Origin of the sequence: Reyranella sp., assembly GCF_044224635.1 — a bacterium.
Taxonomy (GTDB): Bacteria; Pseudomonadota; Alphaproteobacteria; order Reyranellales; family Reyranellaceae; genus Reyranella.
Window position 1 is genome coordinate 1 of sequence record NZ_JBGAKA010000074.1, and the last position, 26,558, is coordinate 26,558.

Here is a 26,558-nt window from a genome sequence, read left to right on the forward strand (position 1 = left end):
AACGGGGCCATCAACCGCATCCGCCTGGCGCGCGCTAAGGTCGCCTCGGCGGCGATTGACGAGGCTCCGAAGTCCCACATTGCGGTGGCGTTCACCTTCAAGAGCAAGCCCCTGAGCGTAGGACGGGGGAGGAAAATGGCGCGGCCTCATTTCCGCTCTGCCTTCAGACCAGCGACGAAGACGTCCTGCGGGATGGCGCGGCTCGGGTGGCGGCCGCGCTCGCGGTAGAAATCCTCGTAGAGCTTGAATTCCTCGAGCACGCGGCGCAGCTCGGCGACGGCGACCGGATGAACGTCGACACGGACGTCGATGTCGGGATAGTCGAGGCGATCGACGACCTTTATCGCAGCCGAGCGCTCGGGCTTGTGGGTGGTGGCGTTGCCCTGCCCGCCGGCATCGCGCCCACCCTCAATCGCCTGCATCAAGCGGTATTCGAGAGCCTCGCCTGGTCTGGCCAGAAAGCCCTCGATCAGGCCATCCAGCACCTGCGGGCCGACCAAGCCGTTGCCGAAGGCGACGCAGTCGGCGCCTTCCTTGTGACCCGACCAGCCGCGCGTGCCCGAGCCGGTGTGGGCAGCGATGCGGCCTTCGCGGTCCATGATGGCGATCTGGCGGTAGTCGTGCTCGGTGTCGTTGGCTGCCAGCATCTCCATCACCCGCGCCGGCAACAGGCCTTGCGCCAGGAGCCTGATCGCCAGCGGATCGTTGGTGCGGTTAGGGAAGGCCTGCGTCTTGGCGACACCGACATTTGCGGCGATGCCTTCGCAGCGCCCGCCGACGGCGAGCGAGAAGGTGGTGATGCCGAGGCCGAGCCGGCCGGTGCGGGCGCAGCGCCCGATGATCGAGTAGGTCATCGTGCCGCTCCCTTGTCGGCGAGCTGCGCCACGAAGGCATCCTGGGGAATGGCACCGCGCGGATTCTTGCCGCGATCGCGATAGTAGCCGCGATAGAGCTCGTACTCCTCGAAGGCGCGGCGCAATTCGTCGACAGCGTGGTCGTGCAGGTCGACGCGCAGGTCGAGCTCGGCATGATCGTAAGCCCCGTGCACCAGCACGGCCGCCGAGCGCTCGGTCAAATGCCCGTCGTTGCCGACCTGGCCGCCGGCGTCGCGACCTGCCTCGATGGCGCGCAGCAGCCGACGCTCGAACGACTCGTCTGCAGCGGCCTCGTAGCCTTTGGCGATCGCCTCGACGACGTGGTGGCCGGCCAGCACGTTACCCATGGCGACGTAGCCCTCGCCGACCGCGTGACCGGCATAGCCGCGCGTCTTGGGGCCGCTATGCGCCACCGCACGGCCCTCGCGATCGACCACGGCGATCTGGCGGTAGGCGAAGTCGGGGTCGTTGGCCGCCAGCTCGGCGAGCACATGGGCCGGCGTAAAGCCTTCCGCCAGCAGGCGCAGCGCCAGCGTGTTGTTGCCCTGATTGACGAAAGCCTGGGTCATGGTCGCCCCGACATTGCCGCGCAGGCCGTTGCAGTAGAGGCCGACGCAGATCGAGTAGGTCGCTATGCCGATGCCGACTTGTCCCGACCGCGGGCAGCGGGCCACGATGGTGAAGGTCATGCCGCGTCCTCCTCGTTGGCCGGCGCAAAGCGCGATAGCGATACGTTCTGGCGGTGACGGAACAGCTCGACCTTCTGCTGGTAGCGATCGGAGCGGGTGTACAGATCGGAATAGTAGATCGGCCGGCCTTCGATATCGAAGTAGGTGCGCTGCAACAGCAGGAGCGGAGCCCCCGGCGCGACGTCGAGGTGCCGAGCCATGGTCTCGTCGGCCGCGATGGCGAGCGACACCTGCTGCACGCGAAACGCCCGCACGTCGCAGTGCTTCTCGATCAGCGGGATCGTGCGCGAGGTGGCGAGACGGTCGGCGAGATCCGGCGGCAGGCGGGTCGCGAGCTCCTGCGCCAGATGAGCGACGCAATAGGCGATCGGCCCCTCCGTCCGCACGCGGCTCCAGGCGATGCGCATCACCTTGTCGGCGGGGCGGAGCTGCAGCACGGCGGCGGCATGCGGCACCTCGGATGTATCGACCAAATCGATCTTGTCGAGCTTGAAGTCCGCCTCCGCGGCACGGATCTGCAGATCCTCGAGCGCCTGGGCGCTCCAGTCGGTCGCCCTGCCCGGCTCGATCTCCTGCACGAACGAGCCGCGTCCCGGAAAGCGCGTCACCAAATGGCGGGCGACCAGCTCCTCGACGGCCGATCGCGCCGTATGCCGGCTGACGGCGAACTCGGTCATGATCTCGTGGTCGGTCGGCAGTTGCGTGCCGACCTTGTAGATGCCCGAGGCGATGCGTTCGCGCAGGACTTGGTAAATCCGGAAGTAGGCGGGGATGGGGTCACGTCTCATCTGTTCACCGTCTGTCTGCCCGGCGCGGATCGAGGGTTTCGCGCAGGCCGTTGCCGAGAAGGTTGACGCCGAGCACCAGCAGCACGATGGCGCAGCCGGCGAAGTTGGCGATCCACGGGGCGACGAGCAGCCGGTCCCGGCCCTCGGCGAGAATGTTGCCCCACGTCGCGGTCGGCGGCGGCAGGCCGAGGCCGAGGAAGCTCAGCGCCGTCTCCTGCAGGATGAGCTGGCCGACCTGCAAGGTGGCGATCACCGTCAGCACGGGTGACATCTGCGGCAGGATGTGACGCCACATGACGTAGCGCCCGCCGCCACCCGAAGCGATTGCCGCCTCGACGAACGGCCGCTCGCGCAACGAGCGCGTCAGGTTGAAGGCGACTCGGGTGTAGGTTTCCCAGCCGGCGAAGCCCAGCACCAGGACCAGCACCGTGACTCCGCCGCCGAACACGGCGACGACCACGATCGCCAGCAGGATCTCGGGGATCGCCTGATAGGCGTCGGCGAAGCGCATGATCGCCTGCTCGGTGCGACCGCCGACGTAACCGGCGAGCAGGCCGAGCGTGGTGCCGACGGAGAGTGCCACCACCATCGCCATCAGCCCGACCACGATCGACAGGCGCGAGCCGTAGATCAGGCGCGACAGCAGATCGCGGCCGAGATTGTCGGTGCCGAGCGGATGGGCCCAGCTCCCGCGATCGGCCCATACCGGCGGGCGCAGGCGCAGCATCAGGTTCTGGGTGTAGGGATCGTGCGGCGACAGCACGCTGGCGAAGATCGCGATCAGGCACATGCCGAGCACCAGCACGACACCGATCTGGATCTTCAGCCGCGAACCGAACCATTTCATCGCGCTCACCGAAGCCGGATGCGCGGATCGATCGCGGCCTGCACGAGATCGACCAGAAGATTGGCGAGGACGATAGTGACGGCGACGATGAACACCGAAGCGATGACGATCGGCACGTCGCGCTGGAAGATCGCGCTCACCATCAGGCGACCGACCCCCGGCCAGGCGAAGATCGTCTCGGTGATCACCGCGCCGCCCATCAGGCGGCCGAGCTGCAGGCCGATCAGGCTCACCACCGGATTGATGGCATTGGGCAGGACGTGGCGCCACAGCGCGCGGGCGGCACCGGCGCCGCGCGCCCGCGCCGTCACCACGAACTGCTCGCGCATCGTCTCCAGCACGCTCACCCGCGTCACCAGGATGAAGTTGGGGATCAGGAAGGTGGCCAACGTGACGGTCGGCAGGACCAGATGATCGAGGCCGCCGCGACCCGAGGTCGGCAGCCAGCCGAGATCGAGCGCGAAGAGCTGGATCAGCAGGATGCCGAGCCAGAAGCTCGGCATCGACTGGCCGACGACTGCCAGCACCGAGAGCACGAAGTCCGGCAGCTTGTCCTTGTAGACGGCGCAGGCGACGCCTGCCGGGATTCCGAGCAGGATGGCGAGCGAGAGACCGAGCGCCAGGAGCTGCAAGGTGGCCCCCAGCCGCTCCATCACCACGTCCATCGCCGTGCGCTTGAACTGGATGCTGGTGCCGAAATCGCCCTGCACGAGATCGAGCAGGAAGTAGCCGAACTGCACGATCACCGGCCGGTCGAGATGGAGCTCGGCACGCAGCAGCGCCTCCTGCTCCGGCGTGGCGTCGAGCCCGAGATAGATCGCCACCGGATCGCCCGTGAGCCGCAGCACGACGAACACGAAGGCGATCACAAAGATCAACGGGACCGGCACCAGCAGCAGGCGGCGCAGCAAGTAGCGCATGGGTGGATCGGCCTACTTCACGCTCACCTTGTGCAGGCGCAGCAGCGAATCGCGCGACGGCTTCCAGCCTGTGACATTGGCCGACCGGCCGGAGATGCGCGGCAGGCCGAACAGGAAGACCGACGGCATCTCCTCGTGCATGATCTCCATCATGCGGTTGTAGGCCTTGAGGCGTGCCGCCTCGTCGAGCGTCGAGCGTGCCTCTTCCCAGAGCCGGTTGTACTCGGCGTTGCTCCAGTAGTTGCGCTTGCTGTCGTCGGTGTACCAGACGGTGTTGAAGTCGGCGTCGCCGACGCTGAACCAGCCGACCTGGTAGATCGGCCCCTGGTCGCGGGCGCGGTCGAGCTGTGCCCACACGCCGCCCTCGAGCACGTTCACCGTCGTGCGCGCACCCACTTCCGTCATCATGCCGGCGGCAGCATTGGCGATGTCGACGTCCGACAGGTAGCGGCCCGACATGGTGTTGATCTTGGTGTCGAAGCCTTTGGCGTAGCCTGCCTCGGCGAGCAGTGCCTTGGCCTTGGCGCGATCGAACGGCCGCGCCTCGATGGTCGGGTTGTAGCCGAAGGTCGACTTGGTCACGAGCTGGCCGTCGAGCACCGAGCCGTAGCCACCCAGCATCTGCTGAAGCATGGTCTTCTTGTCGATGGCGTAATCCATCGCCCGGCGCACCCGCACGTCGTTGAACGGCGGCTTGCGCGTGTCGAAGCTCAGCACCAGGCTGACAGAGGATTCGACGGCGTCGATCTTGAGGTTGCGGCGCTTCTCGATCGACGGCAGCAGGTCGACCAGCACCTCCTCGATGATGTGCGTCTCGCCGGCGACCAGGGAGGCGACGCGGGTGGCGCCTTCCGGAATCGAGCGTATGCGAAGGTTCTTCATCGCCGGCGGGCCGCCCCAATAGTCGGGATTGGCGGTCAGGTCGTAGCGGTCGCCGGCTATCCATTCGACGTATTTCCACGGCCCCGTGCCGATCGGCTTGCGATGCGCCTCCTTGATGCCGAGCTTCTCGGTCGTGGCCTTCTGCTCGATCGCGATGTCGGCCAGTCCGCGCACCAGCAGGGCCGACGGGGTCGCCGTGCGGATGTCGACCGTGTAGTCGTCGACGATGTCCGTGCCGACAACACCGGCGATCCGGCTTTTGCGCGCGTAGACCGTCTGCGGGTTGATCACGTAGTCGATGGTGAACTTGACGTCCGCCGCGGTGAACGGCGTGCCGTCGTGCCACTTGACGCCGCGACGCAGATGAAAACGCCATTGCGTCGGCGAGACCGCTTCCCAGCGCTCGGCCAGGGCGGGCACGAGCTTGTCGTCGCCATCGCGCGCCACCAGCGGCTCCCAGGTCTGATAGCTGAAGCTGAGCGTGAGGTAGCCGCCCGCCGCCGGGCTGATCGAATCGGAGAACACCGCCGCTCCGATCACGAGCGTGTCCTTCGGAATCTGCGCGAGGCTCGTGCCGACGCTCGCCCAAACGGCCAGCGCCGCAGCGCCGATCATCGCCAGGAATCGTTTCATGCCAGCCCTCCAACCACCATCAGATCATCGCCCCGCGCTCATGTTCCTCTCCCCCGCTATGGGGAGAGGAGCATGAACGCGCGAAGCGAATAATGTGCCGACGCATCAGCGCTTCTGCTGGTCGCGCCAGCGATCGTCGCGTGGCAGGCGCGGATTGTAGGGACGCTCGCTGTAGTAAGGCAGAAGCGGCCGGAACCATTCGAAGATGCGGCGCAGCTCGCCGATCGGCTCCTCGTGCACGTCGACGCGCAGGTCGATGTAGGCGAAGGGCTCGTCGCCGAACACCAGGAGCGAAGACGAGAAGTGGCCATCGGCCTGACCGCCGGCACGGCCGCCGGCTTCGACAGCACGCACGAGGCGCTCCTCGAACACCTCATCGGAACTGGCGCGCATCGACGCCGCCATGCCTTCGGTCACCTGCGGTCCGACGATACCGTTGCCCATCACCAGCCAGCCGTCGCCAATGATGTGCCCGGCATAGGCGCCGTTCTCCGAGCCGGTCATGGCAGCGGCATTGCCCCACGCATCGACGACGCCGATCTGGCGCAGCGGCGCATTGGGATCGCTGCTTTCGAGCTCGTGGATGATCTTGCCGGCGTGATAGCCGAGCCCCATCAGCTTGGTGCAGAGCAAGGTGAGCCGCGGATCGGCGATCGACTGCACCGAGGCAGCGGCCATGCGCGGGATCACGACCGGGCAGCGGTTGCCGACCGCGGGCGCGTGCGTCGCCATGGCGACACCCAGCATCCGGGTCTTGGGGCAGCGGGCGACGACAGTGAAGGTCACGATTTCCTCCCCTTGCTCTTCGCACGCGCGGCGACCCAATCCTCGACGATGCCCAGCGCGTCCGGCTGCCACGGCCGCGTCTCGTAATATTCGATCTGCGGGCGATAGAGATCGAAGACGCGGCGCAGCTCGGCGATCGGCTCGTCGTGCTCGTCGACGCGCAAATCGACCAGCGGGTATTCCTGATTGCGATAGACGACCAGCGCAGACGAATGCTGGCCACCATGCTGGCCGCCGGCGTCGCGGCCGGCCTCGAGGGCCGACATCAGCCGCGCCTCGAGATCGTCGCCCTTCGTCTTTCGGAAGGTTTCGGCCATCGCCGAGGCCGTGCGCTCGGAGATCAGGCCGTTGCCCATCGCCACCATGTTGGGCTCGCAGAAATGGCCCGACCAATCCTTGTTGTCGCCGCCGGTGCGCGCCACGGCATTGCCGTCACGGTCGATCACCGAGATCTGACGGTATTCAATGTGCGGGTCGCTGGCGGCGATCTCATCGAGCACGCGGCTCGCCGAATAGCCCAGCCCGAGCAGGCGCAGGCCGAGCGGCCCGAGGCGCGGATCGGTCACCGCCATGGTGACGACGACGCCCAGCCCCGGCTTCACGAACGGGCAGCGCGAGCCGACGCCGATCGGACGGGTCGAGATGGCGACGCCGTACTTTCCGGTGTCCGGACAGCGTGCCGAGATAGCGAAGGTGGAAAATTCCTCGCCGAATGGCCCCAACATTGCTCGCCCTCCCTCTGCGCACGAACTCCTGACGGCATCAATTGCCGATATTAATGTCCGAATGTATGGTCATCCGGACAATTGAGAAGATTGCATGCCTCTCATCGAACTTGATGATGTCGCCGTCGCCTTCGGCCCACCCGGCCGGGAGGTCACGGTCGTCGACGGGGCGACCTTCTCGATCGACGCCCGCGAGACCGTGGCGCTGGTCGGCGAAAGCGGCAGCGGCAAGAGCGTCACCGCACTCGCCATCATGGGCCTCTTGCAGGATCCGGGCCGGGTGACGCGCGGCGCTATCCGCTACGACGGCCGCGACCTCACCAGGCTCGATGACCGCGCCCTGTCGGCCCTCCGCGGCGATCGCATCGCCATGATCTTTCAAGAGCCGATGTCGTCGCTCAATCCGATGCTCTCGGTCGGCAGCCACGTCGCCGAGCCGTTGCGCCTGCATCGCCGCCTGTCGCGCGGCGACGCGCGCCGCCAGGCGATTGCCCTGCTCGATCGCGTCGGCATCCCCTCGGCGGCACGGCGCTACGACGACTATCCGCACCGCCTGTCGGGCGGCATGCGCCAGCGCGTGATGATCGCCGCGGCGCTCGCCTGCCGGCCGGCGCTCTTGATCGCCGACGAGCCGACGACGGCGCTCGATGTCACCATCCAGGCGCAGATCATGGATCTGCTGGCCGATCTGCAGGCCGAGTTCGGCATGGGCATCCTGTTCATCACCCACGATCTCGGCGTCGTCGCTGCCCACGCGCACCGCGTCGTGGTGATGTACGCGGGCCGCGTGGTCGAGCGCTCCGACACCGCGACGTTGTTCGATGCCGCCGCCCATCCCTATACAGCAGCCCTGCTACGCTGCGTGCCGGGCGAAGACGAGGACGAGCGTCTGGCCGTGATCGAGGGCGCCGTCCCCGCGCCCGGGTCCCTGCCCTCGGGTTGCCGCTTCGAGCCGCGCTGCCCGCGCGCGGCGGCTGCCTGTCGCGCTGCCGAGCCGCCACTTGCCAGCATCGGCACGCGGCACGACGCCGCCTGCCTCCGACCCATCGGCCTGTCGGCATGAGCGCGCTGCTGCGGGCCGAGGGCCTGACCAAGCATTTCCCCGTGCTGGGCGGCCCGCTCGGCATCTCCCAGGTGGGCTCCGTGCGCGCTGTCGACGGTGTCGACCTCACCGTGGCGCGCGGCGAGGTGCTGGGCCTGGTGGGCGAAAGCGGCTGCGGCAAGTCGACCTTGGGCCGCCTGCTCATCCGCCTGCTCGACCCGACCGCTGGGTCTGTCCACTTCGACGGCGACGATCTGATGGCCGCCAAAGGTCCCGCCCTCCAGGCGCTGCGCCGGCGCTTCCAGATGATCTTCCAGGACCCGTACGGCTCGCTCAATCCGCGCATGCGCGTCGACGAGATCGTCACCGAGCCGCTCCGCCTCGCCGGCACGTCGCGCAAGGAATGCCAGGCGCGCGCGCCCGAACTGCTCGCCATGGTCGGGCTCGGCCCCGAGCACGGCAGCCGCTATGCCCATCAATTCTCCGGCGGGCAGCGCCAGCGCATCGGCATCGCCCGCGCGCTGGCGCTCGATCCGGCGCTGGTGGTGTGCGACGAGCCGGTGTCGGCGCTCGACGTCTCGGTGCAGGGCCAGGTCGTGAACCTGCTGCGCGACCTGCAGCGCCAACGCGGCCTCGCCTACGTCTTCGTCTCGCACGACCTCAGGATCGTTCGGCACATCTCCGACCGGGTGGCGGTGATGTATCTCGGCCGCATCGTCGAGACCGGCGACACAAGGACGATCTACCGCCGGCCGCTACATCCCTACACCGAGGCCCTGCTCGCCGCCGTGCCGGCGACGCGGCCCGGCGCCCCGCGCAAGCGCGCCGTCGTGCAAGGCGAGATCCCGAGCGCGCTCGATCCGCCGAGCGGCTGCGCCTTCCACCCGCGCTGCCCCTTGGCCACCGACCGCTGCCGCGTCGAACGCCCGGCGTTGCGCACGATCGAGGGTCGCGACGTCGCCTGCCATCTGGCGGAGACGCGGGTGTAGTCGGCCTTCCTCCCAGGTGATACAAGCTTACGCAGTCAACAGCCATGATGGCCACCGCCATGATATGCGCCAGGCCCATGATTTCAGTTCGCCAGGTTGCAAATGTCAGAATTCATCTGCTTGACAATAACCATTGACGAGGAGGGCACCGTTGGAAGGAATTCCCAGCTGTAGGAGGTAGGGTGAAGCTCAATTTTTAGGATACCAAAACTCCTCAGATCATATGCCTCCGTGAACGCCCACTTCTTCTTGTAATCCTTTTGATAGAGAGCTTTGCCTCCTGTTCCGACGACGAAGGATCTCACGCCATCCACGGCAACCGCAGACAAGCCCAAGTCGTCCGGTTTAGCATTTGGACCAGCACGACCGAGTTGCTCATAGTGATGGTCGTGTCCGGCGAGGAACACGGAAGTACGGTAGTTGTAGAGCGTCGTGAACAGCGGACGCATCACTTCGAGTGGCGCCAACGGCTGCCCGACGTCCTGGGCATCCTTGTGACCATGGAACCCCGAGCTGTAGAAGAACGCATGTGAGAATGCGATGACGCACCTTCCCCTAGCCGCCTGAAGTTCGGATTCGAGCCAACGGGCTTGAGGGCTTTGCGCACCAGTCGACGTGTTGCTGTTAAGCGCGATCAGGCGCCAGCGGCTGGAACCGGTTGAGGGAAAATCCAACGCATAGGTGCCGATTTTCTCATTGGCGTTCAACGCAGCAAACGTCGAATTGAAGTAGCTGAAATACGCGCTTGCCTTCCCGTCGAACTCGTAGTCGTGATTCCCTGGAACAGGCAATATCCTGTCCCTAAATTGCCCCCACGACTTGTCGAAGCAGGCGACGCTTCCGGCCGAGCCGCGATCATAGGCCAGATCACCAAGCGCGATGACGCGAACCTCCACGTCAGGATACGACGCTCTGGCCTTCTCGATCTCCCGCATCACGAGCGAGGCCGTTGCCGTGCCGTTTCTTACAGGATCAGTCGAGCACGTGGCGATGTCGCCGGCGGCTAGGATGATACCAATAGGTCGCTCTTCCGCTCTAACCGGCGCTGCGGCGCCGTAGAGACATGCAAGGCACCATGCCCACAGACAGTGACGTAGGCTGCTCAATAGGGCTATCCTAGCTATACGCACGCGCGACTTCGAACCCAAGACGGGAAACAACGTGTATCCTTCGCGGCCCGCAATTCCGCATGCCTTCAATGGGCGAGTTTGACGAGTTGGCATCTGGCATTCTTCCTGACTCAGATCGAGAGCTAAAACTATGAAATCTGACATCGCTACAAATTCGATATTACAGGCCACTAAGTATGTGATCATTATCACTTTGGGAGGAACTTGAGGCGCTTGCACTGCGATCTACTATTACCAGATCGGGCGCGAAGCAGCTTGATTATCGATGAGTAGAACACTGAAGTGGTTCCCAAGGCAGGGGCCAATTCACCGTCGCGACCCAGACCTCAAGCACAGGCGCGAGGGGGAGGCCGCCCCTGCGCTCATCGAGAGAGACAATCCGGACGCCTCCGACGATTGGAAGGGTCTTGCGATCAAGATCATGAAGGACAACGGCATCGTCCAAACCGACGATACGTATTCTCTCGGCATCGGCGCGCCGGGCGGCGCCCATTGGCCGCACTACTGCAGGTCGATGATGGAGGGCCGAGTGCTGCAGGCCGGCGTCGATACCGCCAATGCCTGCAGCCTCGAGCTCGTCGGCAAGGCGTGACGACGACAGCATCCCCGTCGGCGCCGGCCAATGCCGCGCGGCATGGCGCCGCCCGGCCTCTCGTCGAGCTGCGGGGCGTCGGCAAGCGCTATTCCAGCGGCACGCTCGCCGTCGCCGGGGTCGATCTCGATCTCTTCGGCGGCGAGTTCGTGAGCCTGCTCGGGCCGTCGGGCTGCGGCAAGTCGACGGTGTTGCGCATGATCGCCGGCCTCGGCGAGCCGAGCGTCGGTCGGATCGACTGGCCGGCCGCCAAGCGCGACCGGCGCGGCCAGCCGGTGCGCGATGTCGGCTTCGTCTTCCAGGAGCCGACCCTGATGCCATGGGCGACGGCGTTGCAGAACGTCATGCTGCCGCTGCGGCTGGAGAAGATGGCATCGCGCGAGGCGGCGGACCGCGCGGCGGCCGCGTTGCAGGCCGTCGGTCTCGACGCCTTCCTGCGCGCCTATCCGCGCGAGCTCTCGGGCGGCATGAAGATGCGCGTGTCGATCGCGCGCGCGCTGGTGACCGAGCCGCGCATCCTGCTGCTCGACGAGCCGTTCGCGGCGCTGGACGAGATCACGCGGCACAAGCTGAACGACGACCTTCTCGCCTTGTGGTCCAAGGCGGCCTTCACCGTGCTGTTCGTCACCCACTCCGTCTTCGAGTCCGTCTACCTGTCGCAACGCATCGTGGTGATGGCGGCACGGCCAGGCCGGATCCTGGCCGACGTGGCGATCGACGCGCCATTTCCCCGCGACACAGCCTTCCGGACGTCGGTCGAGTATGCCGAAGCCTGCAAGATCGTGTCCGCGCGCCTCGCCGAGGCGATCACCGCATGAGCGACACGACTGCCCGGCCCTCGCCTGCGCGTGCGCCCGCTGCCGACGGCACCGACGAGGCGGCACGCCCGATCGCCGTCGTCGAGAAGCGCTGGCTCGGGATCACGGTCGAAGGTTGGCAGAAGGTTCTGGCACCGATCGTGATCGGCGTGATCGTGCTCGGGCTATGGGAATTCGTCGTCCGCCAGGCCGGCATCCCGCGCTACATCCTGCCCGGCCCGCTGCTCATCTTCCAGACCCTGATCGTCGACTGGGGCACGCTGTCGGGGTCGCTGTGGATCACGCTGCAGATCACCGGCCTGGCGCTGCTCGCCGCCGTGGTGGTGGGCGGGCTGCTGTCGATCCTGTTCACCCAGTCGAAGTGGCTCGAGCTGTCGCTCTACCCCTACGCCATCATCCTGCAGGTGACGCCGATCGTGGCGATCGCGCCGCTGATCATCATCTGGGTCGACGACACGCTGTTGTCGCTGCTCATCTGCGCCTGGATCGTGGCGTTCTTCCCGATCCTGTCCAACACCATCCTCGGACTGAACTCGGCCGACCACAATCTGGTCAACCTGTTCCAGCTCTACGGCGCCAGCCGCTGGCAGACGCTGATCTACCTCCGCCTGCCGGCAGCGCTGCCCTACTTCCTGGGCGGCCTGCGCATCTCGGGCGGTTTGGCTCTGATCGGCGCGGTCGTCGCCGAGTTCGTCGCCGGCTCGGGCGGCACGGCCTCCGGCCTCGCCTTCCGCATCCTCGAGGCCGGCTACCAGCTCAAGATTCCGCGCATGTTCGCCGCCCTCGTCCTGGTGTCGATGAGCGGCATCGCAATTTTCCTCGTGCTGAGCCTGATCTCCCACCTGCTGCTGCGACGCTGGCACGAGAGCGCCATCCGGCGGGAGAACTGACATGAATCGTACCGGCTTCGCCGTTGTGGCCGACACGCCGCACGACGGGCTGGCCGATGCCCACGCGATGGCCACTCCGCATCCCGACATCCCGGAGGATTGCCCTATGGCGGCCGCTGCACGGGCGCAGCGCGCCTTCGAGCGGCAGAACGACCCGCCGGGACCGCTCGGATCGGGTCGGAGCGAATGACGGCCGGGAGTACGACACGATGCTCGTGACCCGACAGAAGACCCTGCGCCGCTTCTGGTATCCGGTGATGCCGGTCGGGAAGGTCGAGGCCGGTCCGCAGCCCTTCACCCTGCTCGGCGAGAAGATCGTGGTGTGGAAAGCTGCCGACGGCGACGTCGTCGCGCTGGCCGACCGCTGTCCGCATCGCTCGGCCGCGCTCAGCCTGGGCTGGGTCGACGGCAACGCCATCGTCTGCCCCTATCATGGCTGGTCATACGACGGTTCCGGCACCTGCGTGCGCGTGCCGCAACGGCCGGAATCGAACGGGCTGAAGGGCCGTGTCGTGCCGAGCTTTCCCTGCACGGTGCGCTATGGCCATGTCTGGGTGGCGCTCGGCGAGCCGCTGGCGCCAATTCCGGATTGGCCCGAGGAGGACGATGCCAGCTACCGCCGCATCGACCAGTTCTACGAGACGTGGCGCTGCGCCGGGCTGCGGCTGATGGAGAACAGCTTCGACAACGCCCACATCCATTTCGTCCATCGCGACACGTTCGGCGACATCGACAACCCCGACCCGCCGCAACCCGCGATCGAGCGCCTGCCCTACGGCTTCGTCGCCCGCTCCGACGTGCCGGTCTACAACAACGAGCTGCAGAAGAAGAACCTGCGCGACGACAGCGCTGTCACCATCCGGCACATCACGGCGCGCTGGTACATGCCGTTCCTGCGCCGCCTGCACATCCGCTATCCCAGCGGCCTCGACCACATCATCGTCACGGCGGCGACGCCGATCGCCGACGATCGCTGCCAGGTGGTGCAGTTCTGCTTCCGCAGCGACAGCGAGGCGGACGCGCCCGCCCGCGACATCATCGCCTTCGACCGCCGCGTGACCGAGGAGGATCGCGCGGTGCTCGAAAGCACCGACTTCGACGTGCCGCTCGACATGAACTCGGGCGTCGAACGCCACATGCCGTCCGACCAGCCGGGCCTCTTGATGCGTCGCATGCTGATCGAGCTTCTGGCGGCACACGGCGAGAGCGAGCACACGCGTCACGACGCGGGCCGGGCGACGCAAGAGCAGAAATCTTCTTCATAGGCCGTCGGCGACTGAAGGAATCGGCCCGATTGTTGCTCGCTGCAGGCTCGACACGCTGGCTCGAGACGGTCGAGGAACGAGCCGGCATGCCTGTGACACGGACCTTCCCGCCAATCGATCGAACCGCCGAGTGCCCCATGGATCAACCGTTGCTTCGCCGCGCTCGCGATTGCCGCGTCTCGCGCATCTCGCCCCAGGACACCAACAAGTTCGTGATGACGGTCGACCCCGTGGCCGACCGCCTGCCCTTCGTCTCGGTGATCGAGATTTTCGACGTCGGCGGCAAGACGCCGCCCAACACGCATCAGTATGCCCACGAGATGTTCTACGTGCTCGAAGGGCGCGGCCGCGCCTATTGCGACGGCAAGAGCTACGACATCGCCAAGGGCGACACCCTGATCCTGCCGCCCGGCATGGAGCACGTCGTCGAGAATACAGGGCCGGAGCGCCTCTACTGCCTCACCGTCATGGTGCCCAACGAAGGCTTCGCCGAGCTGATACGCGCTGGCGCGCCGATGGCGCTCGACGCCGCCGATGAGGCGGCGATATTGGATGCGGGTGGGCCTGGTCGGCTTGCTCCCCCGTAATCGGGGGAGGTGAGCCGAAGGCACACTACCGATCGAGCCATACGTCCTCGAAGCGCGTCCCATTGTAGATGCTGTTGACGTGCAGCGTGACGCCCTTGACGTAGGGCTGCCAGCACCCGGCGGCGCGATTGTGGGCGATGATCGGGCGGGCGATATCCTCCTGCAGCTTGCGATCGACTTCCCACACCATCTTCAGGCGCTTCTTCTGGTCGACCTCGCGCGACTGCTCCTCGAACAGCTTCGTCATCTCGGGGCTGCAGTAGTTGTTGTAGTTGCGCAACGAGCCGCAGGCGTAACCCTCGAAGAAGGCGACGTCGGGATCGTCGACGGCGCTGCCGGTGAGATTCAACGCGACGACGTAGTCCTTCTTGAAGACGCGGTTGTAGTAGATCGAGGTGTCGATCACCTCGAGCTCGCCGTCGATGTAGATGTGCTTCAGATGATCGATCAGGATCGTCGCCGGATCGCGGTAGGTGGCGAGGTTGCGCGTGCTGACCTTGATCTTCAGCCGCTTGTCGGGGCCGTAGCCTGCCTGCCGCATCAGCGCGCGCGCCTCCTCGCGGCTCTTGGCGACATCACCGTAGCCCACGATGCCTTCCAGCATATCCGGCGGCAGACCCCACACGCCGTTGGGCGGCGGCAATATGGCGCCACCCATCTGCGCTTCGCCTTCGGACAGGATGTCGATGAAGGCCTGCCGGTCGAGCGTCAGCGCCATGGCGCGACGGATGCGCGGATCGTCGAACGGCGGCGTCTCGCGGTTGACGATCAGATTGGTGCTGACTCCGGTCGCGCGCATGGTGCACTGGACGTGCGGGGCGTCGCGCTTGAGGTTCTTGAGCAGCGGCACCGTCACGTCGGACGGAAACGTCATGTCGTACTTGCCGCTGGCGAAGGACAGCATGCGCGTCGAACGGTCGGGGATGATCGTGTACTCGATGGCATCGAGATAGGGCCGCCCCTTCTTCCAGTAGTTGGCGTTCCTCACGAGCTTGACGCCCTCGTTCATCTTGAGCTCGACGAACTTGAAGGGGCCGGTGCCGATCGGCCGGCGCCGCATGTCGGCTCCCGAGACATGACAGGGATAAATCGGCGAATAGCCCGACGCCAGGAGCGCCAGCAGGGCGGGCTGTCTTTGCTTCAGGTGCAACGTCACGTCGAAATCGCCTTCCGACGTCGCCTTCTCGACATTGCCGTACCAGGCCGAGCGCGGATTACGTCGAAGGTTTTCCTTGCCGAGCAGGAGGTCGAAGGTGCAGCGCACGTCCTGCGACGTGAACGGCTTGCCGTCGTGCCACGTGACGCCTTCGCGCAACTTGAAGGTGAGCTTGGTGCCGTCGTCGCTCCAGGTCCAGCTCGTCGCCAAGTCGGGCACGACCGAGTCGAGGCTGTTGCGGGCCACGTTCTGATCGAACAGGACGAGATTGTTGTAGATGGCCATGAAGGGCACGGCGACCGAGACGGTCGCCTCCTCGTGGATCGAGGCGCTGGGCGGCGTATCGATGTGCTGAATGCGCAGCACGCCGCCGTATTTCTGAGCCCAACCAGGGGCCGCCGGCACGCTCAAAGCCGTGACAACGCTCAGCAACGCATACCATGAGGTTAGGCTCTTCATTTTCGTTTCCTCCCGGCCGCGGTGCCCGCTGTCGCGGCTCCGCGGCTGCACACCTGTTTCTTTCCGAACTCCTCCTTGGACGCACGCCGAGTGCATCCTAACCTGGAAGACAGTGCCCATCACCCGCCTTGGCCCGAGCCGCCGGGCTCGGCTAGTCTGGCGCTTTCTCCACATCAGGAGCCGTTTCCGTGACCAATCGCGCCCATATCCTCTTGTGGACTGACCAGGCTGCCCCCTATCTCGACGCCATAGCTGCAGCCGGCCTCGCCGACCGCGTCGCTGTCGACACGCTGTCGCGCAAGGAGAAGCCGTCGGCGCAGCAGCTCGCGCGGACTGAAGCGCTGATGGCGGGGGCGGTTCCGCCCGGCCTACTGCCGACCATGCCGAAGCTGCGTTGGGCGCAAGCGATGAGCGCCGGCGTCGAGGGCTGGCTCGCCCTGCCCGACCTGCCGTCCGACCTCGCCCTCACCTGCGCGCGCGGCACGCACACCGAATCGATGCCCGAGAACATCGTCGGCGCGCTGTTCCACGTCGCCAAGCCGTACGCGGTGGCGGTCGAGAACCAGAAGCGAGGGAAGTGGGTCCATACCGTCGCCCAGCCGCTGACCGGCAAGACGCTCGGCATTCTGGGGCTCGGCGCAATCGGCCAGGAGGTCGCCCGGATCGCCGCCGCCCTCGGCATGCGCGTCATCGGCACCAAACGCCGGCCGGCACCGATGCCTCACGTCGCCGAGGTCCTGCCGGCCGACCGCACCAACGACGTGCTGGCGCAATCCGACTTCGTGCTGCTGTTGCTGCCGGCCACGACCGACACGGAGAACCTGATCGACGCCAAGCGGCTCGCCCGCATGAAGCCGACGGCCTGGCTGCTCAACTTCGGTCGCGGCCATCTCGTCAAGGACGACGACCTGATCGCCGCCGTGACCTCGCAGCAGATCGCCGGCGCCCTCCTCGACGTGTTCCGTCAGGAACCGTTGCCGGCCGACCATCCGTTCTGGAAGACCGACGGCATCATCGTGCTGCCGCACATCGGCGGCCCGCACCCGCAGCGCGACAAGTTCGTCGCCCGCCTGTTCGTCGACAACCTGCGCCGCTTCCTCGACGGCGTACCGCTCAAGGAAGTCGTGGATCGGACAGCGGGGTATTGAAGAACGCACTCTTTCTCCTCCCCCGTCTTACGGGGGAGGTGCCCATAGGCGTTAAGTCAAGGTGGAAAGCTCACCATAGTCCTCATCCTTGAGGAGGCCGCGCAGCGGCCGTCTCGAAGGATCGGCCGCACCGGTCGTCGTTGAAGTTGCGGTGTCGCGGCACCCTCTCTGTTGCCGACAAGGGGCGAAGGTTACTTCGCCCTATTCCAGACGCGACCCTTCGGGCCGATCCTCAGGGTAAGGATTGTCCTTAGCTTGACGCCTAAGGTGCCCCTGCAAGGGGGCGGAGGGGGAAAGCCCCAATCGAGAACTTTCTAATTCCGACGTCGGAATACTACCAACCTTGAATGTGGCCCTCCCCCTCCGTCGCCGTAAGACGGCGCCACCTCCCCCGACTACGGGGGAGGGGTGCCTTAAATCTCGTCCGGCGAGACCAGCTCGCGCAGGCGGGCGGTGGCGGCGCGGCCGAGCTCGAGGGGCCCGGTGATGCCCTGCAGGACGATGCGCGCGCCGGCGCGGGAGGGCGCTTCGATCTTGCGCAGGCGGTCGCGATTGATGATCAGCGAGCGGCCGAGCCGCAGGAACGGCGGCGACGGCAGCAGGCTCTCGAAATGGCCTAGCGTGCGCAGGATCATCACCGCCGGCTGGTCGGCGACGTAGACATGGGTGAAATCGCCGTCGGCGCGCAGGGCGGCGATCTCGGAGGGTGCGGCGAGCACGATCTGCTTCGGCGTCCTGAGCGCGATCATGCCCTGGACGGTCTGCCCGGATGACGCGAGCACGCGGATCATATGCTGCTCGACACGCGCCAAGGTCTCGGCGAGACGCTCGGGCTCGACCGGCTTCAGGAGATAATCGACGGCGCTGACGGCGAAGGCGTCGACCGCGTACTCGGCATAGGCAGTGACGAACACGATCAGCGGCGGCCGGGCCAGCCTGGCCAGGAGATCGAAGCCGTCGCCCCGGCTGCCGAGCTCGATATCGAGAAAGACGAGCTGCGGGTCGGTCCGCTCGATCGCGGCAATCGCCTCGTCGAGCGTCTCAGCCTCGCCGACGATCTCGACCGAGGGATGGGCAGCCAGCAGGCGCCGCATCGCCTGGCGCGCCAGACGCTCGTCATCGACGATCAAGGTGCGGAGCACGGTTCACCTTCCAGAATCATGGTCGCAATCACCCTGCGTTCACCGGTCTCGGCCTGCTGCAGGACGAACTGGTGACGAGAAGGATAATGCAAGGCCAGGCGACGTCGCACGTTCTCCAGCCCGATTCCGGAGCGGTGCCGGCGCGGCGCGGCATGCTCGTCGAGTGAGCCGGTGTTGTCGATCGTGACGTAGAGCCGATCGCCGGCAGCGCGAATGTCGATGCCGACATCGAGTCCATGATCGCGATTGCCGTGCTGCACGGCGTTCTCGACCAGCGGCTGCAGCAGGAAGCTCGCGATGCGGCGCGGCGCTGCCTCGGGGTCGACATGCAGGGTTGTCCGCAGGCGGTCGCCGAAGCGCGCGCGCTGGACCCCGAGATAGGCCGACAGGCCGGCCACTTCAGCCTCCACCGTCACCACGGTCTGGTGGATGCCGTCGAGCGAATGTCGAAGGTAGGCGGTGAGATCGCGCAGCATCGCCAGCGCCGCCTTGGGATGCTCGGGGATTTCCTCGGCCACGCCGTTCAGCGCGTTGAACAGGAAGTGCGGATCGAGCTGCAGGCGCAGCTCCTCGAGCCTGGCGCGCAGTGCTTGCGCCTCCGCCCGAATGGCGTGGCGATGCGCGGCCTGCTTGGCCGCCTCGGCGCGCAGCCAGAAATAGCACAGGCTCCAGCCGCACAGCACGATCGAGTAGTGGATCAGCGGAAAGGCGAAGTCGTCGACCGGATCGCGACCCGGTGCCGACCAATCCAACACGTCGTCGGCGACGAAGACGAGGATCGCGAGCGGCAGCGCCGCGAGGATCGACCACGCCAGGATCCAGGTCACCGTGCGCCGGGTGAGTCCACCCTCGAAACGGCGCGACGCGTAGACCGAATGGAGGACCGTCGAGACGACGACCAGCGACAGAACGGTCGGCAGCGCTCGCGACGCGGCGATCCCAAAGTCGTGATAGATGAGCTGCTGGTAGACCAGATCGAGGACAGCAAAAAATCCCCAACCCAGGATCTGGGCCCGCCAGAACAGGCGCAAGCCGTTCCAATACTCGCCGATCGATCCAGCCCTCTTGACGATCGCGTTCACCGACACGGTCGAACGCTCCATCGGCCGCTCGGGCGGCGAATGCAATCGCGAACGCATGCCGTTTCGCGCATATGTGACTGTACCCTCAGGGTCATGTCGATTTCATCGAGCCGCCGCATTTCACTTCATTCGTCGACAATCCTGCCATATTCACCGAGTGAAAGTCCCGGGCCGGCTGCCAATGCCTATCGGCCATGACATATCGCGCAAGACGCCGCGTCGCGTAGCGCGGCATCCAAACCGGAGAGGTAGCGATGGCGACGATCAACTATGTGGTGGGAGACAATTGGGGATCCGGCTTCATCGGCAACATGACCGTCGCCGGCGCCGGCCAGGCGCTGCAGGGGTGGACTATCGAGTTCGATGCGGGATTCCTGATCACCAACATCTGGGGCGCCGAGATCGTCAGTCACGTCGGCAACCACTACGTCCTGCGCAACCTCTCCTACAACGCGAGCGTTCCGGCCAACGGCCAGGTCTCGTTCGGCTTCCAGGCCTCGACCTCGACCGGGACGACGGCAACCAACCTCGCGATCAACGGCGCGACGACCACGCCCCCGCCGCCGGTGCTGCCGACGCTGTCGATCGACGATGCCTCTGTCACCGAGGGAAATTCCGGCACGACGCAGATCACCTTCACGGTCAAGCTCTCGCAGGCCGCCAGCGGCCCGGTGACGGTGAATTACGCGACTGCCGACGGCACGGCGCTCGCCGGCTCGGACTACACGGCGCGCACCGGCACCCTCACCTTCGCCGTCGGCGAGACCTCGAAGACGATCCAGATCACCGTCGCCGGCGACACCGCCGTCGAAAGCACCGAAAGCTTCACCGTCGGCCTGTCGGGCGCGGCCGGCGCCACGATCGCCGACGGCTCGGCCGTCGGCACGATCACCAACGACGATGTCCAGGCGCCGCCTCCGACCGGCGGCGTCGGGCTCGCCTACACCGTCACCAGCAACTGGGGATCGGGCTTCAACGCCGCCATCACGGTGACGGCGGGCAGCACGGCCTTCAATGGCTGGACGATCGAGTTCAACAGCACGGCCAACATCACCAACATCTGGAATGCGGTGATCGTGAGCCATGTCGGCGATCACTACGTGGTGAAGAATGCGTCGTGGAACGGCCAGGTCGGGGCCGGCCAGTCGACCTCGTTCGGCTTCCAGGCGACGGCCGGCAGCGCCGGCACGGCGGCCACCGATTTCACCGTCAACGGCGTCGCCGTCGGCACCGACCCGGCGCTGCCGAGCCTCTCGATTGCCGACGCCTCGGTCGCGGAAGGCGACAGCGGCATGCGCGATCTCGTCTTCACCGTGACGCTGTCGAAAGCAGCGAGCGGAACCGTCAGCGTCGCCTATGCGACCAGCAACGGCACCGCCAGTGCCGGCTCCGACTACACCGCGGCAAGCGGCACCGTCACCTTCGCTGCCGGCGAGACGTCCAAGACCATCCGCGTCCAGGTAGCAGGCGACACGACCGTCGAAAGCAACGAGACCCTGACGCTCACCCTGTCGGCGCCGAGCGGGACCACCGTCGGCAAGGCCACCGCGACCGGCACCATCACCAACGACGACACCGCACCCTTGCCGACCCTCGCCATCGGCGACACGAGCTTTGCCGAAGGTAGTGCGGCAACGCCGGGCAACGGCACGTTCACCGTCACTCTATCGGTTGCCTCGGCCTCGACGGTGACGGTCAAGTACGCCACGGCGGACGGCACCGCCGTCGCCGGCAGCGACTACAGCGCGCAATCCGGCACCCTCACCTTCGCGCCAGGCGAGACCCAGAAGACCATCAAGATTACCGCGATCGGCGATTCGACGGTCGAGGCCAACGAGACGCTGAGCGTCCTGCTGTCGAGCGCAGCCGGCGCCACGATCGCCGACGGCACCGGCGCCGGCACCATCACCAACGACGATGCGGCCCCCTTGCCGACGCTCGCCCTCGGCGATGCGAGCTTCGCCGAAGGCAGCGCCGCGTCGCCGGGCAGCGGCACCTTCACGGTGACCCTGTCGGCGGCCTCGAGCTCGACGGTGACGGTGAAGTACGCAACGACAGATGGCACTGCGGTCGCGGGCAGCGACTACATCGCCCAGTCGGGCACGCTCACCTTCGCCGCGGGCGAGACCCAGAAGACCATCAAGGTCACCGCCATCGGCGATGCCGCGATCGAGGCCAACGAGACCTTCAGCATCGCGCTCTCCAGCGCCTCCGGAGCGACGATCGCCGACGGCACCGGCGCCGGCACCATCGTCAACGACGACACGGCGCCGCCGGTCACGCCGTCGCTGTCGCTCGCCGATACGTCGGTGGTCGAAGGCAATCCGGGCGGCGGCAGCGCGGCCGGCGGCTGGCTCAGCACCTCGGGCAACCAGATCGTCGACTCGGCCGGCCATTCGGTGCAGATCGCCGGCGTCAACTGGTTCGGCTTCGAATCGTCGACCATGGCGCCGCACGGCCTGTGGACGCGCGGCTACAAGTCGATGATGGACCAGATGGTGAGCTTGGGCTTCAACACCATCCGCCTGCCCTTCGCCGGCGATGCGCTCCATTCGACCGGCACGCCCAACGGCATCGACTTCTCCAAGAATCCCGACCTGCAGGGGCTCACGGCGCTGCAGATCATGGACAAGATCGTCGACTACGCCGGGCAGATCGGCCTCAAGATCATCCTCGATCATCATCGCAGCGATCTCGGCGCCGGCACCTCGGCCAACGGCCTGTGGTACGACAACAACCACAGCCAGGCGCAGTGGATGGCCGACTGGCAGATGCTGGCGGCGCGCTACGCGGCCAAGCCGCAGGTCATCGGCGCTGACCTGCACAACGAGCCCTACAACGGCACCTGGGGCGGCGGCGGCGCCAACGATTGGGCGCTGGCGGCCGAGCAGGCCGGCAACGCCATCCACGACGTCAACGCCAACTGGCTGATCTTCGTCGAAGGCATCGGCACCTACCAGGGCACGCCCTACTGGTGGGGCGGCAACCTGATGGGGGTGAAGGATCGGCCGATCCAGCTCGATGTCGCCAACAAGCTGGTCTACTCCGCGCACGACTATCCCAACTCGGTGTGGCCGCAACCGTGGTTCCAGGGCAACGACTTTCCCGGCAACCTGCCGGCCAAGTTCGACCAGATGTGGGGCTACATCTACAAGCAGAACATCGCCCCGGTGTGGATCGGCGAGTTCGGCACCAAGCTGGTCGATCCCAAGGACGCGCCGTGGCTCGAGGCCATCACCTCCTATCTCTCGGGTGACCTCGACAACAACGGCACCAAGGACATTCCCGCCGGCAAGCAGGGCGTGAGCTGGACCTACTGGTCGTGGAACCCGAACTCGGGCGACACCGGCGGCATTCTCGCCGACGATTGGAACACGCCGATCCAGGCCAAGCTCGCTTACCTGACACCGATCCAGTTCGATTTCGGCAGCGACGTATCGGGCGGCGGCGCCACCACCGCCACCTTCGTCGTGACGCTGTCGCAGGCGGCGACCAGCGCGATCACCGTCGACTATCACACCGTCGCCGGCACGGCAGGCGCGACCGACTTCACCGGCGCCACCGGCTCGGTCACCTTCGCGCCCGGCGAAACCAGCAAGGTCATCGCCATCGCCATCACCCCGGACCTGCTGGTCGAAGGCAACGAGGCCTTCAGCGTCGTGCTGACCAACGCGGCCGGCGCCACGATCGCGCGCGCCACCGCCACAGGGACGATCGTCGACGACGACGGCGCGACGCCTCCGGCAGCGCCGACCACATCAACCACGCCGACGACGCCGACGATGCCCCCAACCGACCCGTCGGGCGATTTCAGTGGCACCTTCGCGGTCACCGACTCGTGGAGCAGCGGCTTCAACGCCACCGTGAAGGTCCACAACGACGGATCGGCCGCGACGAGCTGGCAGATCGCGATCGACATGCCGAACCAGATCGCCGACATCTGGAATGCCAAGATCCTCTCGCACGATGCCACCGGCTACGTGATCGGCAATACGACGTGGAACGGCACGCTCGCCCACGACGGCGAAACCAGCTTCGGTTTCGTCGCCTCGGGGGCGCTCGATGCGGCGACCGTGCACGTCCACGCCGTCGACACCACGCCGGCGTCGAGCGGATCGAGCAACCCGCCGGCAACCGTCGACTATGCCACCCTGTTCTCGCCCTACATCGACATGGCGATGGCGGTCGACGCCGACCTCTCCGCCATCTCGCAGGCCTCCGGCATCAAGAACTTCACGCTGGCGTTCGTCCTCGCCTCGCCCCAGGGCATCGGCTGGCAAGGGGTGGGGGCGATCACCGACGACGGGCTTTCCAACGGCTCGACCATCCTGCAACAAGTGCATGCCATCCAGTCGGCGGGCGGCACCATCACCATCTCGTTCGGCGGCGCCGCCGGCCAGGAAGCAGCCCTCGTCGCAGCCGACGCCGCCACCCTGCAGGCCGAATACCAGTCGGTGATCGACCGCTACGGCATCACCTCGATCGACTTCGACATCGAAGGGGCCGCCGTGGCCGACCTCCATTCGATCGCGCTGCGCGACCAGGCCATTGTCGGCCTCGAGGCGGCAAACCCGAACCTCGAGGTGCGGTTCACCTTGCCAGTGCTGCCGAACGGCCTCGACGCCAACGGCCTCAGTGTGCTCCAGCATGCCAAGGCCGACGGTGTGCGGATCGACATCGTCAACATCATGGCGATGGACTACGGCGCGGCCGTCGACAATGGCGGTCAGATGGGCCTGAACGCCATCAACGCGACCAAGGCCACCGAGCTGCAGCTCGCCAACCTCGGCATCACCGCCAAGATCGGCGTGACGCCGATGATCGGCGTCAACGACGTCGCTTCCGAGGTGTTCACTCAGGCCGATGCGCAGGCCCTGCTGGACTACGCCAAGACCGATCCCGCTATCGCGCTGCTGTCGATGTGGTCGGTGGCGCGCGACAACGGCAACGGCGCCGGCTCGCCCTGGGCCTCGCCCGAATACAGCGGCCTCGCCCAGCAGCCGTTCGAGTTCGCCGGTATCCTCAAGGCGTTCGACGTGCTGGCGTAATTCGTCCTCCTCCCCAGCGTCATCACTGGGGAGGAAAGGAATTACCCCGCCGCGGCGAGGTCGATGGCGCGGCGGTACATCGTCTTGGCGGCTTCCGGGGTATTGTAACCAGCGTGCGCCGTCAGGGTGACGTTGTCGAGCTTCAGCAAGGGCTCGTCCGGGCTCACCGGCTCCTGGTTGAAGACGTCGGTCGCATAGTGGCCAACATGGCCCGATTTCAGCGCCTCGAGCAGGGCCGGCTCGTCGACGACACCCGCCCGCGCGGTGTTGACGACGATGACGCCCGGCTTGGTCTTGGCCAGTTTCGCACGGTCGAGGAAACCGCGCGTGCCGTCGTTCAACCCGAGATGCAGGCTAACGATGTCGGACAAGCCCAGGAGCTGGTCGATCGCGACGATCGGCACAGGCGGATCGGCGACCGGCGAGCGGTTGTAGGCGACCGGCACCAGGCCGATGCCCTTGGCGATTCGTGCCATCTCCTTGCCGATGCCGCCCAGCCCGACGATGCCCAGGGTCTTGCCGCGCAGCTCCATGCCCTGCATCGGCCGCCAGCCGCCGGTGCGCACCATGCCGTGCATGGTGGCGATGTGCCGGGCGGCGGCGAACACCAGGCCCATCGCGTGCTCGGCGACCGTGGTGTCGCCGTAGCCGCCGATGGTCGAGACCTTGATGCCGAGCTTGGCCGCTGCCGCCATATCGACGAAGCTCGCCGCACCAGTGCCGAGAAAGACGATGTGCTTCAGCCCCTTGCACTGGCCCAGCGTCGCCTCGTTGAAGTAGCTCGCATCGTTGATCACGGTGTCGTAGCCCGCGATCAGTGACGGAATGTCCTCGGCCTTGGCCGGCCCCATGTTGACGGTGATGGGAATGTCGTTGGCGCCATGGACCTGGCGCCACACCAGATCGATGTCGGGCGTGGAATCGATGAACAGGGTTTTCGGCATCGACAGATGGTTTCCTTCGTGATTACGCCTTGAAGGCGGCGATCGCTTTTTCGTCGAACTTCAGGCCAAGCCCGGGCTTGTCGGGCAGAACCATCTGGCCATGCTCGATCGCCGGCGTCTCCTCGTAGAGCGCCAGCATCCACGGCATGTACTCGACGGTCAGCCCGTTGGGGCAAGCGGCCACCATGTGAACCAGGATCTCGGGCATGACGTGGCTCACGATCGGCAGGTTGAAGGCCTCGGCCATGCCGGCGACCTTCATCCACTGGGTGACGCCGCCGACGCGCGCCAGGTCGACCATGACGATGTCGACCGAGCGCGCCTCGATCATCTGCCGGAACGGCGCGATGCCCCAGACATACTCGCCGCCGGCGATCGGCGTCTTGAGCGCGGCGGTGACGCGCGCCAGGCCCTGGTAGTCGTCGAACGTGGTGACGTCCTCGAGCCAGAACAGGCCGACATCCTCGACCCGGTTGCCGATATCGATCGCCTGCTCGGGCCGCCAGCGCTGGTTGATGTCGCACATCAGCTTGATGTCGGGGCCGATCGCCTCGCGCACCACGCGCACGCGGCGCACCTCGTCGGCCGGCGTCGGATTGCCGGGCAGGGCCATCTGGGTCTTCATCTCGCGAAAACCCTTCTGCAGCAGGATCTGCGCTGCGCGCTGCGCCTGGTCGTCGCTGAGGCCGCGGCGCAGCGAGCCCGAGGCGTAGGTCGCAACGCGATCGCGATGGCCGCCCAGCAGCTTCCACAACGGCTGCTCCAGCGCCTTGCCCTTGATGTCCCACAGCGCCGTGTCGATCGCCGACAGCGCGAGGGTGAACAGACCGCCCGGCCCGCCGGCGTCGCCCAGGGTGCGCAGGCGGGCGACGACGGCTTCGACACGCATCGGGTCCTCGCCGACCGTCAGCGCAGCCAGCGCCTCGACGGCGCTCCGCAGCGCGCCGTTGAGTCGGCCGCCATAGAGCGTGACACCGATGCCCTCGATGCCCTGGTCGGTGCGCAGGCGCACAATGACGATGGGACGCTTGCGGCCGGCTTCCTCCGGCATGTTGGCCAGCGGATCGTCTTCCGGAACGTTGAGCGCCGTAGCCTCGTAGCCGGTGATCTTCATCGCGAGG

General features: G+C 66.5%; 24 protein-coding genes. 10 read left to right on the forward strand and 14 right to left on the reverse strand.

All coding sequences use genetic code 11. The annotated features are described in order from the left end of the window. Positions 1-146: 146 nt before the first annotated feature. The 8 genes from ACILR9_RS35970 to ACILR9_RS36005 form a co-directional block, all read right to left on the reverse strand. On the reverse strand, positions 147-854 hold the full coding sequence (locus ACILR9_RS35970; protein ID WP_395714814.1) for a DUF1028 domain-containing protein: 708 nt from the start codon (positions 852-854) through the stop codon (positions 147-149). Continuing rightward, positions 851-1,564 carry a DUF1028 domain-containing protein gene (locus ACILR9_RS35975; protein WP_395714815.1) on the reverse strand — a complete coding sequence of 238 codons (714 nt, stop codon included), beginning with the start codon at positions 1,562-1,564 and terminating at the stop codon, positions 851-853. The genes ACILR9_RS35970 and ACILR9_RS35975 overlap by 4 nt, the downstream gene beginning before the upstream one ends. Beyond that, positions 1,561-2,352, reverse strand: coding sequence for a GntR family transcriptional regulator (locus ACILR9_RS35980; RefSeq protein ID WP_395714816.1), 792 nt, complete (start codon positions 2,350-2,352; stop codon positions 1,561-1,563). Before ACILR9_RS35980 ends, ACILR9_RS35975 begins: the two co-directional genes overlap by 4 nt. A 4-nt stretch (positions 2,353-2,356) precedes the next feature. Next, positions 2,357-3,199: an ABC transporter permease gene (locus ACILR9_RS35985; protein ID WP_395714817.1), complete on the reverse strand. Its 843-nt coding sequence runs from the start codon at positions 3,197-3,199 to the stop codon at positions 2,357-2,359. Between the two features lie 5 nt (positions 3,200-3,204). Then, the gene (locus ACILR9_RS35990; RefSeq protein ID WP_395714818.1) at positions 3,205-4,119 is read right to left on the reverse strand and encodes an ABC transporter permease; all 915 of its coding nucleotides are present in this window, start codon (positions 4,117-4,119) and stop codon (positions 3,205-3,207) included. Between the two features lie 12 nt (positions 4,120-4,131). Next, on the reverse strand, positions 4,132-5,634 hold the full coding sequence (locus ACILR9_RS35995) for an ABC transporter substrate-binding protein (RefSeq protein WP_395714819.1): 1,503 nt from the start codon (positions 5,632-5,634) through the stop codon (positions 4,132-4,134). Positions 5,635-5,739: 105 nt separating this feature from the next. Further along, a complete protein-coding gene (locus tag ACILR9_RS36000) occupies positions 5,740-6,420 on the reverse strand; it encodes a DUF1028 domain-containing protein (protein WP_395714820.1) in 681 nt (226 codons plus the stop codon). Next, positions 6,417-7,145: a DUF1028 domain-containing protein gene (locus tag ACILR9_RS36005; RefSeq protein WP_395714821.1), complete on the reverse strand. Its 729-nt coding sequence runs from the start codon at positions 7,143-7,145 to the stop codon at positions 6,417-6,419. Before ACILR9_RS36005 ends, ACILR9_RS36000 begins: the two co-directional genes overlap by 4 nt. Before the next feature lie 94 nt (positions 7,146-7,239). Here ACILR9_RS36005 and ACILR9_RS36010 point away from each other — a divergent pair, with 94 nt between their 5' ends. Both ACILR9_RS36010 and ACILR9_RS36015 read left to right on the forward strand, forming a co-directional pair. Then, positions 7,240-8,208, forward strand: coding sequence for an ABC transporter ATP-binding protein (locus ACILR9_RS36010; protein ID WP_395714822.1), 969 nt, complete (start codon positions 7,240-7,242; stop codon positions 8,206-8,208). Further along, a complete protein-coding gene (locus ACILR9_RS36015) occupies positions 8,205-9,176 on the forward strand; it encodes an ABC transporter ATP-binding protein (RefSeq protein ID WP_395714823.1) in 972 nt (323 codons plus the stop codon). The genes ACILR9_RS36010 and ACILR9_RS36015 overlap by 4 nt, the downstream gene beginning before the upstream one ends. A gap of 83 nt (positions 9,177-9,259) precedes the next feature. Here ACILR9_RS36015 and ACILR9_RS36020 read toward each other — a convergent pair whose 3' ends face one another. Continuing rightward, positions 9,260-10,282 (reverse strand): metallophosphoesterase family protein, encoded by a 1,023-nt coding sequence (locus tag ACILR9_RS36020; RefSeq protein WP_395714824.1) that lies wholly within the window; start codon positions 10,280-10,282, stop codon positions 9,260-9,262. Positions 10,283-10,727: 445 nt separating this feature from the next. Here ACILR9_RS36020 and ACILR9_RS36025 point away from each other — a divergent pair, with 445 nt between their 5' ends. The 6 genes from ACILR9_RS36025 (at position 10,728) to ACILR9_RS36050 (ending at position 14,458) form a co-directional block, all read left to right on the forward strand. Further along, entirely contained in the window at positions 10,728-10,898 is a 171-nt protein-coding gene (locus ACILR9_RS36025) for a hypothetical protein (protein ID WP_395714825.1), read from the forward strand. Continuing rightward, a complete protein-coding gene (locus ACILR9_RS36030) occupies positions 10,895-11,716 on the forward strand; it encodes an ABC transporter ATP-binding protein (RefSeq protein WP_395714826.1) in 822 nt (273 codons plus the stop codon). The genes ACILR9_RS36025 and ACILR9_RS36030 overlap by 4 nt, the downstream gene beginning before the upstream one ends. Further along, on the forward strand, positions 11,713-12,606 hold the full coding sequence (locus tag ACILR9_RS36035) for an ABC transporter permease (RefSeq protein ID WP_395714827.1): 894 nt from the start codon (positions 11,713-11,715) through the stop codon (positions 12,604-12,606). The genes ACILR9_RS36030 and ACILR9_RS36035 overlap by 4 nt, the downstream gene beginning before the upstream one ends. A 1-nt stretch (position 12,607) precedes the next feature. Further along, positions 12,608-12,796: a hypothetical protein gene (locus tag ACILR9_RS36040; protein ID WP_395714828.1), complete on the forward strand. Its 189-nt coding sequence runs from the start codon at positions 12,608-12,610 to the stop codon at positions 12,794-12,796. 19 nt (positions 12,797-12,815) lie between these two features. Further along, positions 12,816-13,871, forward strand: coding sequence for a Rieske 2Fe-2S domain-containing protein (locus tag ACILR9_RS36045; protein ID WP_395714829.1), 1,056 nt, complete (start codon positions 12,816-12,818; stop codon positions 13,869-13,871). Between the two features lie 137 nt (positions 13,872-14,008). Then, positions 14,009-14,458 carry a cupin domain-containing protein gene (locus ACILR9_RS36050; RefSeq protein ID WP_395714830.1) on the forward strand — a complete coding sequence of 150 codons (450 nt, stop codon included), beginning with the start codon at positions 14,009-14,011 and terminating at the stop codon, positions 14,456-14,458. 25 nt (positions 14,459-14,483) lie between these two features. Here the strand turns inward: ACILR9_RS36050 and ACILR9_RS36055 are convergent, their stop codons facing one another. Continuing rightward, entirely contained in the window at positions 14,484-16,073 is a 1,590-nt protein-coding gene (locus tag ACILR9_RS36055; RefSeq protein WP_395714831.1) for an ABC transporter substrate-binding protein, read from the reverse strand. A 188-nt stretch (positions 16,074-16,261) separates the two neighbouring features. Between ACILR9_RS36055 and ACILR9_RS36060 the strand changes: the two genes are divergently transcribed. Continuing rightward, positions 16,262-17,221 (forward strand): D-2-hydroxyacid dehydrogenase, encoded by a 960-nt coding sequence (locus ACILR9_RS36060; protein ID WP_395714832.1) that lies wholly within the window; start codon positions 16,262-16,264, stop codon positions 17,219-17,221. 413 nt (positions 17,222-17,634) lie between these two features. Here the strand turns inward: ACILR9_RS36060 and ACILR9_RS36065 are convergent, their stop codons facing one another. Beyond that, positions 17,635-18,363, reverse strand: a complete 729-nt coding sequence (locus ACILR9_RS36065) for a LytR/AlgR family response regulator transcription factor (protein ID WP_395714833.1) — start codon at positions 18,361-18,363, stop codon at positions 17,635-17,637. Continuing rightward, positions 18,348-19,502, reverse strand: coding sequence for a sensor histidine kinase (locus tag ACILR9_RS36070; RefSeq protein ID WP_395714834.1), 1,155 nt, complete (start codon positions 19,500-19,502; stop codon positions 18,348-18,350). Before ACILR9_RS36070 ends, ACILR9_RS36065 begins: the two co-directional genes overlap by 16 nt. A 197-nt stretch (positions 19,503-19,699) precedes the next feature. On the opposite strand from ACILR9_RS36070, the gene ACILR9_RS36075 reads away from it, so the two are divergent. Further along, entirely contained in the window at positions 19,700-24,493 is a 4,794-nt protein-coding gene (locus ACILR9_RS36075) for a Calx-beta domain-containing protein (RefSeq protein ID WP_395714835.1), read from the forward strand. Positions 24,494-24,534: 41 nt separating this feature from the next. On the opposite strand, the gene ACILR9_RS36080 is transcribed toward ACILR9_RS36075, so the two are convergent. Both ACILR9_RS36080 and ACILR9_RS36085 read right to left on the reverse strand, forming a co-directional pair. Continuing rightward, positions 24,535-25,437: a 2-hydroxyacid dehydrogenase gene (locus ACILR9_RS36080; protein WP_395714836.1), complete on the reverse strand. Its 903-nt coding sequence runs from the start codon at positions 25,435-25,437 to the stop codon at positions 24,535-24,537. A gap of 22 nt (positions 25,438-25,459) precedes the next feature. Next, on the reverse strand, positions 25,460-26,551 hold the full coding sequence (locus ACILR9_RS36085; protein WP_395714837.1) for a mandelate racemase/muconate lactonizing enzyme family protein: 1,092 nt from the start codon (positions 26,549-26,551) through the stop codon (positions 25,460-25,462). Positions 26,552-26,558 lie beyond the last annotated feature (7 nt).